The organism is Sediminispirochaeta bajacaliforniensis DSM 16054, assembly GCF_000378205.1.
Lineage (GTDB): Bacteria > Spirochaetota > Spirochaetia > DSM-16054 > Sediminispirochaetaceae > Sediminispirochaeta > Sediminispirochaeta bajacaliforniensis.
The window spans coordinates 113,924-132,353 of the sequence record NZ_KB899420.1 but is presented as its reverse complement, the minus strand read 5'-3'; the positions used below and the strand labels follow the sequence as shown (position 1 = coordinate 132,353).

General features: G+C 43.0%; 22 protein-coding genes and 1 pseudogene. 12 read left to right on the top strand and 11 right to left on the bottom strand.

Going from position 1 to position 18,430, the window contains the following annotated elements:
• Positions 1-180 precede the first annotated feature (180 nt).
• Positions 181-423 carry a phage tail protein gene (locus F459_RS0115165; RefSeq protein ID WP_020613570.1) on the bottom strand — a complete coding sequence of 81 codons (243 nt, stop codon included), beginning with the start codon at positions 421-423 and terminating at the stop codon, positions 181-183.
• A gap of 59 nt (positions 424-482) precedes the next feature.
• Here F459_RS0115165 and F459_RS0115160 point away from each other — a divergent pair, with 59 nt between their 5' ends.
• Entirely contained in the window at positions 483-932 is a 450-nt protein-coding gene (locus F459_RS0115160) for an RICIN domain-containing protein (RefSeq protein WP_020613569.1), read from the top strand.
• A 153-nt stretch (positions 933-1,085) separates the two neighbouring features.
• Here the strand turns inward: F459_RS0115160 and F459_RS0115155 are convergent, their stop codons facing one another.
• The 4 genes from F459_RS0115155 to F459_RS0115140 form a co-directional block, all read right to left on the bottom strand.
• A complete protein-coding gene (locus F459_RS0115155; protein WP_020613568.1) occupies positions 1,086-2,483 on the bottom strand; it encodes a glycoside hydrolase family protein in 1,398 nt (465 codons plus the stop codon).
• 17 nt (positions 2,484-2,500) lie between these two features.
• Positions 2,501-3,346, bottom strand: a complete 846-nt coding sequence (locus tag F459_RS0115150; RefSeq protein ID WP_020613567.1) for a carbohydrate ABC transporter permease — start codon at positions 3,344-3,346, stop codon at positions 2,501-2,503.
• 1 nt (position 3,347) lies between these two features.
• Entirely contained in the window at positions 3,348-4,199 is an 852-nt protein-coding gene (locus F459_RS0115145) for a carbohydrate ABC transporter permease (protein WP_211214017.1), read from the bottom strand.
• A gap of 86 nt (positions 4,200-4,285) precedes the next feature.
• Positions 4,286-5,527: an ABC transporter substrate-binding protein gene (locus F459_RS0115140; protein ID WP_245540190.1), complete on the bottom strand. Its 1,242-nt coding sequence runs from the start codon at positions 5,525-5,527 to the stop codon at positions 4,286-4,288.
• Between the two features lie 285 nt (positions 5,528-5,812).
• On the opposite strand from F459_RS0115140, the gene F459_RS0115135 reads away from it, so the two are divergent.
• The gene (locus tag F459_RS0115135) at positions 5,813-6,856 is read left to right on the top strand and encodes a LacI family DNA-binding transcriptional regulator (RefSeq protein WP_211214016.1); all 1,044 of its coding nucleotides are present in this window, start codon (positions 5,813-5,815) and stop codon (positions 6,854-6,856) included.
• Positions 6,849-7,085 (top strand): hypothetical protein, encoded by a 237-nt coding sequence (locus F459_RS0115130; protein ID WP_020613563.1) that lies wholly within the window; start codon positions 6,849-6,851, stop codon positions 7,083-7,085. Before F459_RS0115135 ends, F459_RS0115130 begins: the two co-directional genes overlap by 8 nt.
• Here the strand turns inward: F459_RS0115130 and F459_RS0115125 are convergent.
• The 4 genes from F459_RS0115125 to F459_RS0115110 all read right to left on the bottom strand — a co-directional run bounded on the left by F459_RS0115125 (position 7,082) and on the right by F459_RS0115110 (position 8,525).
• Positions 7,082-7,306 carry a type II toxin-antitoxin system Phd/YefM family antitoxin gene (locus F459_RS0115125; protein WP_020613562.1) on the bottom strand — a complete coding sequence of 75 codons (225 nt, stop codon included), beginning with the start codon at positions 7,304-7,306 and terminating at the stop codon, positions 7,082-7,084. The genes F459_RS0115130 and F459_RS0115125 overlap by 4 nt on opposite strands.
• A complete protein-coding gene (locus F459_RS0115120) occupies positions 7,307-7,699 on the bottom strand; it encodes a type II toxin-antitoxin system VapC family toxin (RefSeq protein WP_020613561.1) in 393 nt (130 codons plus the stop codon).
• A 154-nt stretch (positions 7,700-7,853) separates the two neighbouring features.
• Positions 7,854-8,243 carry a putative toxin-antitoxin system toxin component, PIN family gene (locus F459_RS0115115; protein WP_020613560.1) on the bottom strand — a complete coding sequence of 130 codons (390 nt, stop codon included), beginning with the start codon at positions 8,241-8,243 and terminating at the stop codon, positions 7,854-7,856.
• A 3-nt stretch (positions 8,244-8,246) separates the two neighbouring features.
• Complete coding sequence (locus F459_RS0115110; RefSeq protein ID WP_020613559.1) at positions 8,247-8,525, bottom strand: type II toxin-antitoxin system Phd/YefM family antitoxin; 279 nt, start codon at positions 8,523-8,525, stop codon at positions 8,247-8,249.
• A gap of 343 nt (positions 8,526-8,868) precedes the next feature.
• Between F459_RS0115110 and F459_RS0115105 the strand changes: the two genes are divergently transcribed.
• Positions 8,869-9,111 (top strand): ribbon-helix-helix protein, CopG family, encoded by a 243-nt coding sequence (locus tag F459_RS0115105; protein WP_020613558.1) that lies wholly within the window; start codon positions 8,869-8,871, stop codon positions 9,109-9,111.
• Positions 9,101-9,376 carry a type II toxin-antitoxin system RelE family toxin gene (locus tag F459_RS24460; protein ID WP_020613557.1) on the top strand — a complete coding sequence of 92 codons (276 nt, stop codon included), beginning with the start codon at positions 9,101-9,103 and terminating at the stop codon, positions 9,374-9,376. Before F459_RS0115105 ends, F459_RS24460 begins: the two co-directional genes overlap by 11 nt.
• 115 nt (positions 9,377-9,491) lie before the next feature.
• On the opposite strand, the pseudogene F459_RS23025 reads toward F459_RS24460, so the two are convergent.
• Together F459_RS23025 and F459_RS0115090 are read right to left on the bottom strand one after the other, a co-directional pair.
• Positions 9,492-9,822 (bottom strand): annotated as a pseudogene (locus tag F459_RS23025) (type II toxin-antitoxin system PemK/MazF family toxin).
• A 146-nt stretch (positions 9,823-9,968) separates the two neighbouring features.
• Positions 9,969-10,979 carry a LacI family DNA-binding transcriptional regulator gene (locus tag F459_RS0115090; RefSeq protein ID WP_020613555.1) on the bottom strand — a complete coding sequence of 337 codons (1,011 nt, stop codon included), beginning with the start codon at positions 10,977-10,979 and terminating at the stop codon, positions 9,969-9,971.
• A 233-nt stretch (positions 10,980-11,212) separates the two neighbouring features.
• On the opposite strand from F459_RS0115090, the gene F459_RS0115085 reads away from it, so the two are divergent.
• From F459_RS0115085 to F459_RS0115050, 7 genes are all read left to right on the top strand, one after another.
• The gene (locus F459_RS0115085) at positions 11,213-12,220 is read left to right on the top strand and encodes a substrate-binding domain-containing protein (RefSeq protein ID WP_020613554.1); all 1,008 of its coding nucleotides are present in this window, start codon (positions 11,213-11,215) and stop codon (positions 12,218-12,220) included.
• 88 nt (positions 12,221-12,308) lie between these two features.
• Entirely contained in the window at positions 12,309-13,811 is a 1,503-nt protein-coding gene (locus F459_RS0115080) for a sugar ABC transporter ATP-binding protein (protein WP_020613553.1), read from the top strand.
• Positions 13,808-14,785 (top strand): ABC transporter permease, encoded by a 978-nt coding sequence (locus F459_RS0115075; protein WP_020613552.1) that lies wholly within the window; start codon positions 13,808-13,810, stop codon positions 14,783-14,785. The genes F459_RS0115080 and F459_RS0115075 overlap by 4 nt, the downstream gene beginning before the upstream one ends.
• A gap of 10 nt (positions 14,786-14,795) precedes the next feature.
• A complete protein-coding gene (locus F459_RS0115070; protein ID WP_020613551.1) occupies positions 14,796-15,869 on the top strand; it encodes a Gfo/Idh/MocA family protein in 1,074 nt (357 codons plus the stop codon).
• A 12-nt stretch (positions 15,870-15,881) separates the two neighbouring features.
• Positions 15,882-16,871: a sugar phosphate isomerase/epimerase family protein gene (locus F459_RS0115065; RefSeq protein ID WP_020613550.1), complete on the top strand. Its 990-nt coding sequence runs from the start codon at positions 15,882-15,884 to the stop codon at positions 16,869-16,871.
• Between the two features lie 208 nt (positions 16,872-17,079).
• Positions 17,080-17,319 carry a DUF3820 family protein gene (locus F459_RS0115055; RefSeq protein WP_026295055.1) on the top strand — a complete coding sequence of 80 codons (240 nt, stop codon included), beginning with the start codon at positions 17,080-17,082 and terminating at the stop codon, positions 17,317-17,319.
• Positions 17,320-17,394: 75 nt separating this feature from the next.
• Positions 17,395-18,423 (top strand): glycosyltransferase family 2 protein, encoded by a 1,029-nt coding sequence (locus tag F459_RS0115050; RefSeq protein WP_020613547.1) that lies wholly within the window; start codon positions 17,395-17,397, stop codon positions 18,421-18,423.
• The last annotated feature ends 7 nt before the right edge of the window (positions 18,424-18,430 follow it).

Genomic DNA, 18,430 nt, shown 5'->3' with positions numbered 1-18,430 from the left:
GCCCGGCTGCGTCATATTTCAGGTTCTACATGGAGTGAACGGAAGTATCTGAATATGGACCTGCTGATTGATTACGATCGGGAGAATCAGGTCTCATAAGTAAATTCTTCAGATTGAGGCAAAAAGAATTTGCGCAAGTTTATTGACACTACCTCAAATATTGATACCATGCCCGATCGATCAGGAACGCGGTGGATACACCCCTTCTGTACAGATGCAGTACCGCATACCCAGAACCGGTTCTTTTCCCTTTAAATTGGGAAGCGCAAAGGTTGTGCGACCGTCACCGCCGTACTGTGTTCCGACAAGGCTAAACAAGGCTTCATTGTCCACTATCTGCAGCATCTGGCCTTCACACGGCAACCACTGCCGTGGCGCATAGTTGAAGGCAAACAATAGAATCTGTCCGATAAAACCATCCATATCTTTTTAACTCCTTTACTGCATAAGTGTATACCGGATGTATGAAAGCATAAAGCTTTTTGTCCGCAACGATTGACGTTCTCTTCCCATCGCCGTACATCGAAAGTGAGAATCAACTGTTTTTAGACGTCAAAGGTGGCAGCAAAGACAATAAGGTTCCATTGATACTGTATCCTCAAAAAGACGTAAACAATCAGAAATTCGTTTTTCAACAGTTACCGGACGGCAGCCATCTCATCACGGCCCTTCACAGCGGAAAGGCCATCGACGTAAGCGGAGGTTCAGACAATGATGGAGCCGCCGTGATCCAGTATTCGTATCACGATCTTGCCAGCAACCAGTGGTGGTTCGTGCTGCCAGCCGCCAGGGATGGATATGTCAAGCTTGTCTGCAACCATTCGGAAAAATGTCTCGATGTACCCGGTGCTCATTTTTCCAGTGAAACGAATGTGCAGCAGCATCGCGACAATGGGACCCAGGCCCAAATGTTTAAACTGATTGCAGTATAAGAAGCACTTTTGTCGACCGCTTCCGGGCGATGGATGCGCTACAATAAATATAAGAAAGCCGATATTAAAAAGTAATATCGGCAATGGCTATGATTGCAAACATGGTCATTAGATAAAAATATTTTCATAAAAGGCAGCAAGAAATTGCTGCTTTTATTTCTTCAAGCCATTTGCAATTTTGGCACCTTCAAGATTGAGCAACCCTCCTGTTACAGACATAGCTATGGCTGTACCATACTCATTATACATTCTGACGTTCAGTGCTATGTCATCGACAAACAAGGTTCCTATGGTATCATCGACTACCAATCGTATGTGATAATGTTTTTCCGCCTCCAATACAAGTGGCCTTTCTAGGCCAATGTTCATACACTGGAACCAGGGAGTATTCGGCGTCTTTTCAAACACCACACGGTTTTCATGTATAAGAAAATTAAACTGATAGGATTCAAATGTTTCCGGATCAGCCTTGCACCGCAATGTGAAGGATCTTGTACCTTCCATAAACGAAATATCAGCATCGAAGAGGAATATATCAGAAGATTCGTCTGCAAGAACAAAACATTCTTCAGCGTCGGAAGACTCCAAGACCATTGCTGAACAGTTTTCAGCGGGGTTAAAAGCATCTTCCATAGTTTGGGGCATTCTGACTCCCAGGGTCCCATCCTCACGCTGAAGCACTTCGTAAGGAACAAAGGTCCCTCCCCACTGGAAGTTCTTTCTGTCATCATCATTTTCCTTCGTCGGAACCCAGCCAAAAAGGATTCTCTTTCCGTTGAGAGAAAATGTTCGACCTGCATAATAGGCTCTTCCATCAAAGGCATCATCTTCAGGCGTCAACCATGGTCCTTCAAGGGACTTGCTCATTCTATATACCATTTTATTGCGGTCGCTATACTCTGTTATGATGTGATACCACCAGTCGCCCATTCTAAAAAGGTCTGGCATCTCATGCATGGTAAACGCATTAGGCCGATAGAAATCCCCTTCAAATCTCCAATGCTTGAGATCTTTTGAAGTAAACCAGACAGTACATCCATTCAGCAATCGCTTCCCCGTAATATGTCTGCCACCAAGAATCAAAATATACCGTTCCTTTTCTTCATCCCAAAGTACAAACGGGTCCCGCCAGTCATCTTTGTCATATCCTTCCTGGGGAGTAAATGTTACCTTTTCCTCTGATTTTTCCCAATGCAGCAAATCTTTGCTTGTGGCATGCATTAAGACCTGGGAAGGGCGATCTTCTTTAATATAATCTCTATTGAACCCGGTATAAAAGGCATGAAAAAGATTATCCTTATCTTCAAATACGCTTCCTGCAAATATAAACTGGTCCTGGGCATCATAATCGCCAGGTGGGATTGCCAGTCCCTTGTAATCGTAATGAACAAAGTCTTTTGTTGTCACAAGTTCCCATCCGAACGGCTCACAATTGGGAAGGGGTTCCGGATTGCGGGCGTCACGCTGATGGAAAAGATAAAACTCTTTTCCTTTCCCGAAAGGCATGCAGTCACCAAAACAAAAACCCTCTGGCTGATAGTATAATTTCATAGTACTCCTCCTTCTGATTAACCTTTGACAGCTCCGGCAGAAAGGCCGGCCAACATATATTTATTTGCAAGAAAATAGACGAGTAATGTCGGAAGCACAGTCAGAATGATCATTGCAAATGTCGCACCCCAATCTGTTAATCCATACATGCCGACAAAATCATTCAAACCCAGTGTCACCGTTTTCATGCTTATGGATTTTGTGAAGGTGTAGGTCGTGATGAACTCGTTCCAGCAAAATACCCCCTGCATGGTCGCTACTGTTAAAAATGCGTTCTGAGATACAGGTACGACTATTTTTGTAAAAATCTGCAATGGAGAACATCCATCGATAATTCCCGCTTCCACGATGTCGTTTGGCAAAAACTTGTAGAACGAATAGAATATTTGAATTGAAAAGGCCAAGGAAAAAGCTACCTGGGGTATTATTACTGCCGGATACGTGTCGAGAAGAGAGATTGCGCTGAAAACATAGAACAAGGGAATCAGAGCGACCTGCATGGGAAGCATGAGCCCAAGATTAAAGTAAAACAACAAAGATTTTTTACCACGAAAATTAATCTTGCTCAGACCAAAACCGGCCAAAGAGGCCAACCCCAAAAGCAGAATGACTGTCGTTAAAGTAATGATGATACTGTTTTTAAAATACGTTAGTATCCTGCCCTGTTCAAAAACCGTCCAGTAGTTGACAAAATCAAGATGGCTGGGCAATTGATAAGAAGCTAAATGAAGAAAATCATCGCTGCTTTTGAAACTTGAAAGCAACACATATATCATCGGATAGGTGCAGAGAAGCATCAGTAATACCGCAATAAGTCCTTTTACTGTTCTCCCGAAAATTTTATGTGATCTATGTATGCTCATATCAATACTCCTCAGCCCGGCCGAGTAGATATTTTTGCAGCAGGAGGCCAATTCCAACGCAGAGAATAATGATCGTCATTGACACGGCACTCCCGTATCCATACTTCATGCTTGAGAAGGCTTGCTTGTACATGTACGGAGCAAGAAGTTGCGAGGAATTTCCCGGTCCTCCCTTCGTTAAAAGGAAAGAGACATCGAAGGATCTCATGGAGCCGTTCAGGACAAGAATAAAATTACTGATGATAACCGGCATAATATACGGCAGCTTTACCTGCGCATATTGCCTGAATGCCGAAGCACCGTCGATTATAGCGGCTTCGGTAAGTTCTTTTGGCACTGCTATCAGAGCTGCATAAAAGATGACCATATACAGACCAAAGTACTTATATCCTTCGACGAAAGCCGCAACAGCCAAAGACCTGGTTGGATTGGATATCCATTCTTCATAAAGAAAGTCGGAATTGAACAAGCCAAGAAGAGAATTCACGACACCGGGAGGGGTCACAGACAACAGCATGGTGAATATCTGGCATAATGCCACAGTGGAAACTATTACGGGAATGTAATACAGCGTCTGTAAACCCGCCCGTCCCCTGGTTATTCTGGTCAAAAAGATGGCAACCAAAAGGCCACCACCCACTTGAAGAAATAGTTCGTATATTGTGTAAACCAGGGTATTTGTAACTATCCCCCAATAGTTTCTGTCCGCAGTAAACATGTCGACATAATTTTTAAGGCCAATAAAGTTCATCTGGGAAAATCCATTCCAATCGGTAAACCCTATAATAAATACCCAGACGATAGAAAACATGACGATCAACGAAAACACTACGAAAGCCGGTAACACAAACATGCATATAATTGATAGCTTATTAAAAGTTTTATCCATTGTGATCGTTCCTGGATGTCTGCCGACAAGTTGTCGGCAGACAAATCCTATTATCTATTTGCTTCTATAACGTTATCCATGTCACTTTCAAACTGTTTTGGGCTGATCATTCCCAGTGCCAGCTCTTGCTGCTCATCACCCATGGATGTCAATGTTGCAGAATCCAGTTTGTCGTCCCACGAGACCCAACTCTGTTTTGCATCATCAAATAGTGATTTGATTTCATAGAACAACGGATCAAGCCCCTCCGGCACTTCATCCTTCAGGGGAGAAAAAATCCCGGCATCATAACAGGCCTTTGAAAAGTTATCCATTGCAAACGAGAGAAATTCTTTCATCGTATCATCATAGGTCTCAGCATTGAAACCAAATCCGAAACCAGCATGAATAGGCACATTGGTACTTATGTTCTCAACCCCCTGCATATCCGGGACAGGGAAGATTCCCAGTTTCCCATCGGCAAACATCTCAGATGCATTGGAGATCATTCCCGTTCCAGCATAATACATGGCACCTGTACCACCAAAGAAGAGATTTACGGAATCTGAATAGTTTGTACTGGTGAATCCAATCTGGAAATATCCTTTTGTACCCATATCATGCAGGAGTTCAACCCCTGCATGCGCATAGGCATTCTGCATAAAACTATCAGAACCTTCGATGTAGTCATAAATGAAACCATCATGTGTTACACGCCATGGAATAAATGACAAATATCTCATCAATTGCCAATTATCTTTGCCTCCAACAACTACGGGTGTGATGTTCTTTTCTTTAAGGACTTCACAAACCTTGGTAAAATCACTCCATGTTTTGGGTATTTCAAGTCCATATTGCTCAAAGATGTCCTTTCTGTAAAAAAAGAATTCGCAGTACAACCCCTGGGGAAGAAGATACATGTTTCCATCATCAGAATCGGTAAGAAAGTCAACAACCGCTTTGTTAAGCATATCAAACTTACCCATATCTTTGAGTTCCTGTCCGACATTTACCAACTGGCCGCTGGAAAGGGCCGCTTTTGAGAACGTACCATTTGCGCATCCATAAAAATCCGGCAGTTGATTGGAAGAAATGTACAGCTGAAGCTTGTTCGCATAATCAGCATCATTTGGTATCAGTTCATATTCCACCTTCAGATTATGCTTTTCCGCAAACTCATCGAAAAGAGGCTGCCAGACCCTATAGGGTTCTCCACTTTCACTTGAACGTAACAAGACGGAGATGGTCTTTCGGTCAGAGTTTTTTCTCTGACTGGTTTCCTTTGCTCCTTCTGCGAAGACAATACTGGTCATTGCTGATGCAAGGAGCAGTATTCCTACAATACATCTGAATTTCTTTATATACACAAAAACATCCTCCTAATCACTGTTAAACGTATACGTAAACGTTTAACAGTAGTATTTGCTTTTATTTCATCATCAAAAGAGCACCTTGTCAAGTTTTTTATTTGGCAGATATTGATAGTATGAAGGGTTTCATCGGGAGCCGTATTAGCATGAAAATTATTAACCAAGACAAATGGAATCGAATCGCATGACGATTGTCTGTAAATGCTGATTCTTGAGCAGGGATTTTCTATGGTTCTTGACAAACTTGGCTTTTACACAAAAGATATTTTCATGAGTGAAGGTAGCATCCCCAAAAGAGCCAATATGCACGACGTTGCAAGGAAAGCCGGAGTTTCTGTTGCAACAGTTTCTCATGTCATCAACCATACAAGAAAAGTAAACCCTGAAACGATAGAAAAGGTCGAACTTGCAATCTCTGAATTACATTATACGCCAAATACACTCGCCAGAGGGTTCAAGACAGGACGAAGGTTCCTCATCGGCCTGATAGCTCCCAATATATCAAACCAGTTTATTTCCCGAATCATAGAGGAGACAGAATCCATTCTTACGAAATTTGGCTATCATCTTCTCATCGCAAATACGCAAGATCAAGCCGAAATTGAAAAAGACACCTTGCGATTTTTTTCTTCCGGATTAGTTGACGGCATCCTTGTTGCCTCAATATTACAGGACTTCGATGAATTGAAGGCTTATATTTCTCCTGATATTCCAATTGTATTCCTCGACCGAACATTACGTAATAATCCAAATGATACAGTTATTATGTCAGACTACAGCTCCATGAAAAAAGGTGTTTCTTATCTTATTGAGAAGGGGTTCAAGAGAATTGGATATATTGCCGACAATCCCAAGATTAGTACGACTCAGGAAAGGCTAAAGGCATATCAGGACTCCCTAAAAGAATTTGATATTATCTTTGATGACTCAATAGTTTTTTTTAATGCAGATTCTGATAAAAGTAATCGGGACCAGATTCAAGCATTATTACAGGCCGGGTGTAATGCCATAGTTGCAAGTAACGAGATGATCACTACAAATATTGTACTTTTCTGCAGAAACAAGGGCATCAAAATCCCCCAAGAAATATTTCTTTTGGGCTATAAAGATAATAGTAGCATTGATGAATTCTATCCTGAAGGGATATATATCAAACAACCAGTTGAGCAAATTGGAAAAACGGCTGCCCTCAGAATTTTGAAAAAAATATCCGGAAAAACCTCATTGGGAGGAGACATTATAATAAAAAGTTCTCTTCAGATAGATGAATGACAGGAGCTTTTGGCTAAAGAACAAAAATCGCCGCAATACTTCAGGAAGGCGTAAAAATCAAAACAAAAACAAGGATGTGGGTAGTACAAAAAACCGGCTTTTGGCAGGCGAACAAACACTTTTCTCGACTGCTTTCGGGCGATGGATGCGCTACACCCATCCCGTGTTAGCTGAAGTTTTGTGGCTCAAAGCTGTAATTACAGGACGTAATTACAGCCTGCTGTTCTAAAATGTCTCACGAGCCTCCTTCATGATCTCAAGTATTTCTTTGGTTGTTATGTTGCTCTTAATCCCGGGAACATCAAACGGTGATTTATTTTCATTTTTAGTAAGTGGTACTATCTTAAACTTGGTCCCATCTTTCTTTGCTATTACAACATCTTCTTCTGTTGCCATATTCAATATTGAGGCAAAATTCTGTCTTGCTTCTGAATAGTTAAATACTCTCATTTAAACCTCCAATAAATGGATTCCTAAATCACTTGCGACTTCTTTCATCCTATTATCTAAACTCATCAAACTACACTTAAATCGTTTTGCTATCTCTAAATAATAAGCATCATAAGCATAGATACCATAATCAGCAGCTATCGCTAACGATGTTTGTACATTAACATCTATCAATCGAATTGGTATTTGCTGAAAAATTGAATAACACTCTATTATTTGATTTTTATCTAACCTATTCCTTTTATACATAGCAGATAGTGCATTTCCTATTTCAAACGGTAATACAACTGGAGAAATCAAATCATCTGCTTGAGTTATTTCAATAATCTTAATTTTTTCAGGTTCGTTAAGAATTACAGCTAAATATATATTTGCATCTACCAATATACCCATATGTACAATGTACAATACATTCTATTATTAATCAATCTTTTTTCTCGTAACCGAGCCATGGATGTCCTTCTCAGGAACAACACAATGAAGATGAGGAAGTATATTAAGTTTCTGGTCCCAGGTGGCAAATGCTGATCCGCTCTACAAATCTTCTCTATTTCCATTCTTCAAAATATTCTCTCGGTGTCACTATTATTTCATTATCTGGAAAGTGCCTTTTATTTCCTGTTATCAGATATTCAGCACTTCCACTAATAGCTACTTCTAAAAATTTCTTATCATCTTTATCATCAAATTCAGTTTGTATTGGTTCGGGGATAACAAATATTCCTTCATTTCTTATAAAATCAAATAATGGATCTATTATATTTCGATGTAGTCCAAATTTTTTTCGATTAAGAACTTCGCGATATTCTTCCAGAATTCTATTGTCAAATAATAACGTCAACTTTTCATGTAAGATCAAATTTATAATCTGTCCAGGCACGCCTTTTGGATTTAATAAACCCGATATTATGACATTTGTATCAATTACTACATTCATCTATTACTTCTTTCTATATTCTTTTATTTCTTTTTCAATTTCTTCATTGCTCATCTCACTATTTCCATTTTTTAATGAAATTTCTTGTATTGCTTTCACGGCATTAATTGCCCGTGCTTTTCGGATAGCCTTCACTGTTTCTTCTAAATTTGCATCACTTAATGGTGTTAATAATGCTATTGGCTTTCCATTATTTGTTATTACCATTTCCTGCTCTTCCGGTAATTGCTTCCAAATCTGGGCAGGTGAGGTTCTTAAATCTCTTACGGTAATAAATTTCATAGTATTCTCCTGATGTAAGGATACTCAATTGTCACCCATATGTCAACAAAATTCACCTTTATCGTTCCGTATCTTGTACAGGCTACACTGCATGTATTCATGATATCGCTGAAAATCTTTGTCTGTTGTTCAAAAAGAGATTCACGAAAATGGAATAGTGCTTTATGATAGAAAAATACCCCGTATCCATGATTTAAGAAAACTGTATAGACTGGCAGAAGAAGTGAATTCAGAACTTAGTTGTAGTATGGAAATAGTTGACCAACTCACATCAAATCTTTGATGGTAGCAATTTAATTGACAAAGAGAATGTAAATGAATAAAATAGAATACGAGGTGTGAAATGGCAAAGACGATAACCATCCGTATTGATGATGATACATACGAGCTATTCAGGTCCGCAGCAGAAGGCGAGCGACGTTCTATTTCGAACTTTATAGAGTATGCAACTATTGCCTTTTTAACTGAAGAAAGCTTTGTCTCAGATAGTGAAATGGATGAAATACTAAAAGATAAAGAAATTCTTACTGCTTTAAACCGGGGTAAAAAAGAAATAGCCGAAGGACAATATAAAATTGTCGGATAACTTTGTTATAGCTGAAACTGATAATTTTCAAAAAAAAGTACAGCAGCCCGAATATAAAAAATTGTATAAAAAGATAGTTGAATACGTATATCCTTTGATTAAACGAAATCCTTACTTTGGCCCCAATATAAAACGTTTAAAGGGTGATTACTCAGAGTTCTATCGATATAGAATTGGTAATTATCGATTGTTTTATGCAGTCGAAGGGAGTGAGGTAATAATTTATATTATTGATATTGTTCACCGGAAAGACGCATACAAATAAGGTAATAGATCAATCTGACGTGTCGGGCTCCAGTAGATTTTATCATAAAGGAACAAGAGATAATTCCAATCAATGTTGGAACACATGCATGAAGAACCGATACATTATTTTGACGTTAATCTACTAACATCTCTTGCAGTATATTTTTTACAAGTACTATTTCTTTTTTATTGATCTTACCAATTCTCTTAATTAGTCTTTTCCTATCAACAGTTCTTATCTGATCTAATACTATCCAACCATTTTTCTTTTCAAATACAATGGGAACACGCGTCGGAAAGGGATGCGATTTTGTTGTCATAGGGGCTACTATGATTGTCTGGAATTGATTCATTCATCTCATTGGGAGAAATTATCAAACAAGGCCTTGTTTTTTTTATTTCATGTCCTACTGTAGGGTCTAAATTTATCAAATATACTTCATATTGAGCTATTACCACTCCCATGTAAAATCATCCTGCTCATCTACATTCTCTATGAGTAAGGTATCATCTCCCTTATTGAATTTCCTATGGGAACAACTGAAACTAACATATTACACCTCTAAGATGTAATTACTCTACGTCGTCAATCAATTGCTGGGCGGCAGACACTACACCTTTTGCGTGGTTTCCCTGATGATAAGTTCGGTGCTCAAATACATACTGCTGATAGGAAGTTGCTCGTGGCATATCCGTTTTATCAGCATTTCGCAACTGTGAAATCCCAGTTGGAATTTAGGCTGATTAACCGTGGTGATGGAGGGAGTGCACATGAAGGAAAGGTCGATATTGTCGAAACCTACCACGGCAATGTCCTTAGGGACCGACAGGCCGGATTTCCTTCCGGCATTGATCACGGCCGCGGCATAGACGTCGCTGCTGGTAAAAAAGGCATCGGGACGGTTCGAGGTGTTGAGCAGCTGAAAAGCTGCAGAGACAGCCATGTCATAACTAATTTCCTGTAATTGAAGAATAAGGCTGGGATCCCGTGCGAAGTTCGCTTCATCAAGGGCAGCCAGATATCCTTTTAGGCGGTCTTGAGCGTATTTATACTGAAGGGGGCCATTGATAAAGGCAATGCGTTTTCTTCCAAGCGAAATGAGGTATTCCACAGCCTTTTGCGCTGCGGTTACATCATCGATCGTTACAAAGGGGATTTCAAGGGATGGAATACATTCACAGCACTGAACCAAAGGAATGGTGTTGTTTAGTTTAAGCAGGGCGGAACGGGGCATGCAGTTCGTGGCGATGACTCCTGCCGCATCGGTTTTTTTTAGAAGAGAAAGAAAGTCATTTATCGAAGGCTCGTCGATCGGGTCGGCATTAAGCAGCATATTGTAGCCGTTTCTAAGGGCTGCCGCCTTTGCTCCCTGGATGATGGGGCTGTAAAACGGATTGTCCATTGAGGGGATATTGAAAAGGATTAGGTTATTGTTCCTTGAGGGAAGTACCTCAAGGGCGGAAGTATCATAGCCGAGTTCTTTCATTGCATCTATCACGGTTTTTCTTGTTTCCTCCTTTACGTTTGAGGAGTTATTCATTACCCGGGAGATAGTCGCAATAGAAATCCCTGAACGTCTGGCAATTTCTGAGTAAGTGATTTTCTTCGTCTCTTTAGCCATGGTTACATTCCTTTCCGGCTACAGGATAAACTGAAATAGGGTTGATTTCAATACAACTCTGAAAATCAATGAAAAAATTTCATAAAAAAGGGTGATTATGGAAATATTACATGGATATACCCCGTTTGTGTGGGTGATTCATAAAATTTTACGAAAAAGTTTGACAGTTTTTCAGAATGGTTTATACTAAAAAACAGACAGGATACGAAAAAGTCCTGTCATCAGGAGGTTATATGAAAAAAACACTGACGATTCTTGCCGCCCTGTTGCTTGTGAGCAGCTTTGTTTTTGCCAACGGTGCACAGGAAAAAGCTGAAAAGAAACAGATGATGGGGGTTGTGACCCCCAGTGCGGATCATGGATTCACTGCTGAATCCATTCGTCACTGTGAAGCCCAAGTCAAAGCCCTTTCCCGAAAATATGGTTTTGATTATCACTTCATGACTGCTGCCGAATCCGGGGAACAGAGCAATGCTGTCGAGACCATTCTTGTAATGAAGCCCGATGTTATGGTCCTTTGGCCTGTGAATGGTGATGAACTGCGCAGTGCGGCACAGTCTGTTATGGATGCCGGGGTCCCTTTAATTGTCTATGACCGTTTTATCACCGGCTTAACCCCCGATGCCGAAATTTCCGGTGACAATATTGCCATTGGAGAAAAAGCCGGCCGCTATTTCAACGACTATTTCAAAGAAGATCTTGCAAAAGGAAAAGTAAACTATCTTGAGTTTAAGGGCGACAGTTCAACTGTGCCGATGGAAAGGACCAATGGATTCCTCTCCACCGCGAGTGGAAACTTCAACCTTGTCCAGTCTTTTGTTACGAACTGGAGTCAGCAGACTGCAATGGAGCAGATGGAAAACTTCCTTAATACAAAGAGTAAGGACGAAATCGAATCTGTTAAGGCCATATTTACCCATGATGATGAGATTGTATTTGGTATTGTCGAAGCATTGAAAAACTATCATGGCAATGCCAAGATAAACATTCGTCTGGTCAATGGTGTTTCCGCCGGAGAGGGGTTTATGGACCTGTTTGAAAATTCCGGCCTGGAAGGTATTGATTTTGTGACATATACCTTTTCTCCTTCCATGGTTCGGGATGCTGTCGATCTTGGACTGAAAGTCCTCCAGGGAGAGAAACTTGAGAAGAGTTACAAGATTCCCACCGACATGGTAGATAAGACCAATTATAAAACGTATATGGAAAGTGATCTCTATAAAACCCGCTACGGCCTCTGATACGCGAGGAACTAGTGCTGTCCTTTGTTGCCTGGGGGGGGCTTGCCTGCCCCAGGCTTCCTGTTAAGAGAAAGGGAGAAAGCCTCTCATGATTCTGGAAATGAGAAATATATCCAAGTCCTTCGGCGCGGTACAGGCGCTGAAAGATGTCTCCTTCGATGTCCAGCCGGGAGAAATCCATGGACTGTTAGGAGAAAATGGGGCTGGCAAGACCACGTTGATGAATGTTTTGGCCGGAACATTCTTTCAGGATTACGGCAAAATTTTCATCGATGGGCAGGAAGTGGTTGGAATGACTCCGCGAAAAGCTGCGGAAAAAAAGATCCGATTTATTCATCAGGAACTGAATCTCTGCAATGACCTCACCGTGTTTCAAAATATGTTTCTTGGAGAGGAATACACCAGGCATGCATGGAAGGTCGATAAAAAGAGGGAGCTTTTGCAATCCCAGGAAGTTCTTGATTCCATGGATACGCGAATCAGTGCATCCACAATTGTAGGAGATCTTGATACTGCCCAAAAGCAGATGGTGGAGATAGCCAGGGCCCTTTTATTTTCTTCGGAGCTGATCATTATGGATGAACCTACCACGGCTCTGAACAATCAGGAAATTGAAAAACTTTTCACCATCATGACGACATTTAAAAAGAAAGGTGTTTCGTTTATTTATATTTCTCACAAAATGCCTGAGCTGTTTCGTATCTGTGACCGCTATACGGTGCTGCGCGACGGAGCGTTTATCCAATCGGGAATCTTACGGGATATCGATGAACATTATGCCACCGAGCTGCTTGTCGGCAAACGGTTTGTTCAGGCCCATCTGAAAGAGGGACTTCCCTCGTATGTCACCGATGAAGTGTTTCTGAATGTTCAGGGAGCAAGTGGAAAAAGCTTCAAGGATATCTCCTTTACCCTGCATAAAGGCGAAATCGTCGTATTTACCGGTCTGCAGGGGTCGGGTACCGAGGAACTGGCCACCGCTTTATTCGGTGCAACGCCCCTGGAATCCGGCAGGGTGGAGACAAAAGACGGTTTGCTTACGATGAAAAATATCAGAGATATTATGCAAAGCGGCATAGGAATGATTCCCCGAAACAGAAAAGAACGGGGCATCTTACCGGATATGAGCATTCGTAATAATAATTCACTTGCCTATTTTGCAGCCAAGCACAGGGGCGTGTTTGTTCACCGTAAGGAAGAGGTTGATCGGTTTGAAAGGAATCGAAAACGGCTGGATATCAAAATCGCCAATGATATGAATCCGATCACCTCGCTTTCCGGGGGAAACCAGCAGAAAGTGATTGTAAGCCGTTGGCTGGAGATTGATGCTGATGTCTATATTATGGATAACCCGACCCAGGGTATTGATGTGGGAGCAAAGTACGCTATCTACAAGCTGGTCATAGAACTTGCTTCCCAGGGTAAGGCTATTTTGTTTTTTACCAATGAATATCCTGAAATTCACCATCTGGCGGACCGTTGTTTCGTTCTTTATAAGGGAGAAATGGCCGCGGAGTTGAGTAAAGAGGAAATTTCGGAAGTTGCTATTATGGAATATTCGACAGGTACACACATGGAGGCGCAGGGGTGAAAGGTTTACCGTTGAACACAATTCAGGGAAAGGATTTCCTGAAAAATCTGACAGCAAACTACAGTCACTGGCTGAGTTTTATTCTTTTATTGATCGTTGCCATTGTTGTCAGCCCTTCCTTTCTTGCCTGGAACAATATCGCCAACCTGTTTGTTCAGGGCGCGGTAATCGGTATATGTGCAATGGGCATGAGCCTTGTTATCTCGGCAGGAATGATAGACCTTTCTGTTGGGTCGATAGTCGCTTTGATCAGCGGCTTCGGTGTTTCGGTTCTGAATAATACGCATAGCATTGTTCTGACGTTGCTCTTTTGCATAGGATCGGGAGTTATTCTCGGTTTGGTGAACGGCCTCTTGGTTACCAAGGGAAGGATTGCTCCGTTTATCGTAACCCTGGCAACCATGTCGGCCTGGCGATCGGTTATCAACCAGATGGGGCAGGGGGGGCCGTTTACGGTGGACAATCAGATGTACGCTCCCTTTCGGAATATTGCAGCCGGTCGTTTTTTTGGAATTCCGCATCTCATGATTTTCTTCATTATCATTTCTTTCATCACCGCAATGCTCATGTCGAAGACCAAATTCGGGACCTATGTGTATGCGGTGGGTTCGAACCAGCAGGCCGCAAGGTTATCCGGTATCAATGTCGACAGAATTAAGATGCTCATATTCACCTATGCCGGAACGCTGTATGGGCTGTCCGCTTTTTTGCTGGCCAGCCGTTTAACATCCATCCAGGCGGCAAGCGCCGGTTCAGGGTATGAAATGGATGCCATCGCTGCGGTAGCCATCGGCGGAACCTCTATGGAAGGGGGGAAAGGTAAGATCATCGGTACCTTCCTGGGCGTTCTCATGCTCAGGATCATAAACACCGTTTTGATTATGGCCAATGTGCCTCCGTTCCTCAACGGTCTGGTAACCGGAATCATTATCATTGTGGCTGTTTTGGCACAGAGTACGAAGAAAGGTAGATAGGAGTGGTTCTATGAATATTGGTATTGTGGGGGCCGGCGCTATGGCGGCCTATCACGTTAAGGGTTTCAGACGTGCAGGTGCTTCTATCCAGGCGGTTGCGGATTTTAATAAAGAAAAAGCGGAAAGCTTCAGCAGGGAATTCGGAATCAAAAAAACCTGCAAGACCCTGGAAGAGATGCTTCAGGCTTTTCCGGAACTGGACGCTGTATCCATTGCTACTCCCAACAAATTTCATGCATCCCTGGCAATTGAAGCCCTGGAAAAGGGAAAGCACGTATACTGTGAGAAACCCCCTGCCAGAAATGCAAAGGAACTGCAGGGGATGATTCATGCAGCAGAGAATGCCAAAAAGATTCTGATGTTCGGATTCAATAACCGTGCCCGTCCCGAGGCGCAGGCCATGGCAACCTATATCAGGGAAGGAGTGACGGGGCGCATCAATTCTGCTCAGGCTACCTGGATCAGGCGCGCCGGTATTCCCGGATTCGGCGGGTGGTTTACCGATAAGGAACTTGCCGGGGGAGGTGCGGTCATCGATCTTTTGCATATGATCGATTTGGCCCTCTATTTCATGGGGCACCCCGAACCCCGTCAGGTTTTGGCCGTTACCTTTGATGATTTTATGGGGAATCCTCACTTTAAAGGTCCTTGGGGCGTTGCCGACGGAACGGGCAAGATGAATGTTGAAACGGCTTGTCATGCTATGGTTACGTTCCAGGATGGACGGTGCCTTTTGATCCGGAATTCCTGGGCCGAAATGAATGAACGGGAAGAGGTTTCCGTCACGTTTCAGGGGGCTAAGGCTGGGGGGCTGGTGGAAGGCCTCTTCGGCAGAGATGGATATGATGAAACCATCATGTACAGAAATTGCCTTTTTACCGAGGAATTCGGCCGCCAGGTTAATCGTGAGATCATCACGGAACGGGATGAAACAATGGGAAGAATTGCGAATGCCGAGAACTTTGTACAAGGTGTTACTGGCGAAGCAGATGTATTGAACACTCCCTCTGAAGCACTTGTGTTGATGCGTATCATTGATGCCATCTATGAATCGGCCCGTACCTCACGGTGTATTTCCCTGTAAATAGGAGCGAATATGAAACGATTGATAACATTGGCCTCCGGGCAATTTGGTGATCTGGGACTTGAAGAGCTCTGTGCTCTTGCCCAAAAGATGGGATATGACGGGCTTGAGCTTGCCACACATGCACATTTTGATGTGCAGAAGGCTTTGCATGATGAAAGCTATATTCCCTATGTACAGCAAACTTTGGCGAAATACGGTCTTGCATGTCGGGCCATCAGTGCTCATCTTACGGGGCAGTGTGTTTGCGACCTCTGGGATGAGCGGCTGGATAACTTTGCCCCTTCCAGGCTGGCGGGACAGCCCGAGGCCATCAGGGCCTGGGCCATTGAGGAGATGAAGGACACGGCCCGTGCCGCTCAGGCCTTTGGGGTTGATGTTGTCAACGGATTTACCGGTTCACCGATCTGGGCCCGGTGGTACTCCTATCCCCAGACCTCGGCCCAGATGATTGACGATGGGTTTAAGCTTGTCTATGACCTGTGGACTCCTATTTTTGATGTATTTGATGCCTGCGGGGTTACATTCGCCTTGGAGGTCCATCCGACGGAGATCGCTTTCGACTATTATACTACAGAAAGATTGCTCGAACGTTTTGAATACCGGCCGACTCTCGGGCTGAATTATGATCCGAGCCATCTGCTGTGGCAGGGCGTTGATGAGGTTGGATTTGTCAGGGACTTTGCGCAGCGTGTCTATCATGTTCATATGAAAGATGTAAAGATGCAGAAAAACGACCGGGCAGGCATTCTCGGCTCCTTTCTCCCCTTTGGGGATACAAGGCGGGCATGGGATTTTGTCTCCATTGGCCATGGTGATGTCGACTTCGACGGTATCATCAGGGAGCTTAACCGGTCCGGGTATAAGGGGCCTCTCTCTGTTGAATGGGAGGATTCTGGTATGGACCGCGAAACCGGCGCAACAGAGAGTTGTGCCTATATAAAACGAATGAATTTTTCCCCTTCATCCATTGCTTTTGACAGTGCTTTGAAAAACGAGTGATATGCTTCTTTTTTCCCGCATTAGACGTATCGTTGATAGCGATACGTCTATTTATAGTTCTTTTTTATCTATGTTTTATCAAAATTATAGTTCCGACGTATTTCACTAAAAACCTGATCTGATCCTTTATAATGGCCTGCTCTGATATCTTTTTCAAATTTTTTGTTTGCATATGGGCAACTTCCATGGCTTCATGTATAGTCGTGCTATGATAGATCATGAGGGTCTTGTAAAATTAGCTAATTATCGAATGCCCTTCGGTAAGTATAAAGACAGATTGTTACTGCAGATACCCGAAGAGTATTTTCTGTGGTTCGTAAACAAAGGCCTTCCCAACGGAGAATTGGGGCGGTGTATGTCCATGATGCTGGAAATAAAATGCAACGGCCTTGAATATCTGCTTAAACCGCTTATTAAAAAGGATGATGCTCCCTGTGGGAAGCTTTAATTGCTTCTTTCGTTATTTTTGAGGTGAAATTATATGGTGTTATACAGATCAAAAGGACTGAGGTGCTAAAACCACATGGCTCCAGCCGTTTCGGTTATCGTTACCGTATACAATACCGCGCCCTATCTTGAGCGCTGTCTCGACTCTCTGCTTGCACAGAGCCTTGAGGATCTGGAGATCATCGTCATAGACGATGCATCTACCGATGGCAGCCGTGACATTGCCGAACGCTATGCCGAAATGGATACGCGCATCCATTGTATTCCGCTTTCCGAGAACAGCCCGGGAGGTACAGGCATCCCGTCGAATATCGGTATTCGCCAGGCCAGGGGCCGCTACGTGGGATTTACCGACGGCGACGACTGGGTTGAGCCTGAGCTCTTTGAAACCCTCTACCGGGCGGCGGAGGAGAGTGAGGCCGACTTTTCCCTTTGTGATTTCTATACCGCACCAGAGGGAGGTGAGCCCATTGCCGCCTACGACCGTCACCACTGGAGCGGCCTTGCCCTGTCGGCTCCTGTCGCCCTCGATGAGGAGAGTAGAAGGGCACTTCTTCTCCTCTCGCCCGTGCCCTGGCGTAAGCTCTACCGTCGGGATTTTCTTCTCAGCCAACAGCTTTTCTTCCCTGAAGGGGAGTTTTTTTTTGAGGACACCCCCTTTCACTTCTTTACCGTCCTGGCCGCCCGCCGGGTTATCCTTATCGACAAACCCCTTTACTACCATCGCCTCTTTCGAACAGGACAATCCATGGAAGGGGGAGGTACCAAATTCCTTGCCTTCATCGCTCATTTCGGTTTTATGGCCGATTTCATCACTTCCCGTGGTCTCTGGGACCAACATGGGATAGACTTCATTATCATGATGCTGAATAATGCCTACTGGGTCTGGGACAGGCTGGATTGCAAGGAACGAAAGGTCTTTTTTCTCGATTGTAACCGCCTGCTGCATGCCCATCCCTCAGAGAAAAAGCGCCGGAAACGATTCCTCCGAAGAGACCAAAGGATTGCATTTTACATTGTTTACAAAAATATGATAAAAGTGTTTAGTATCTATATTACCCTTCGCAAGAAAGGGGTAGATGTATATAAAAAAATCATGGGTTAGGGGTAGG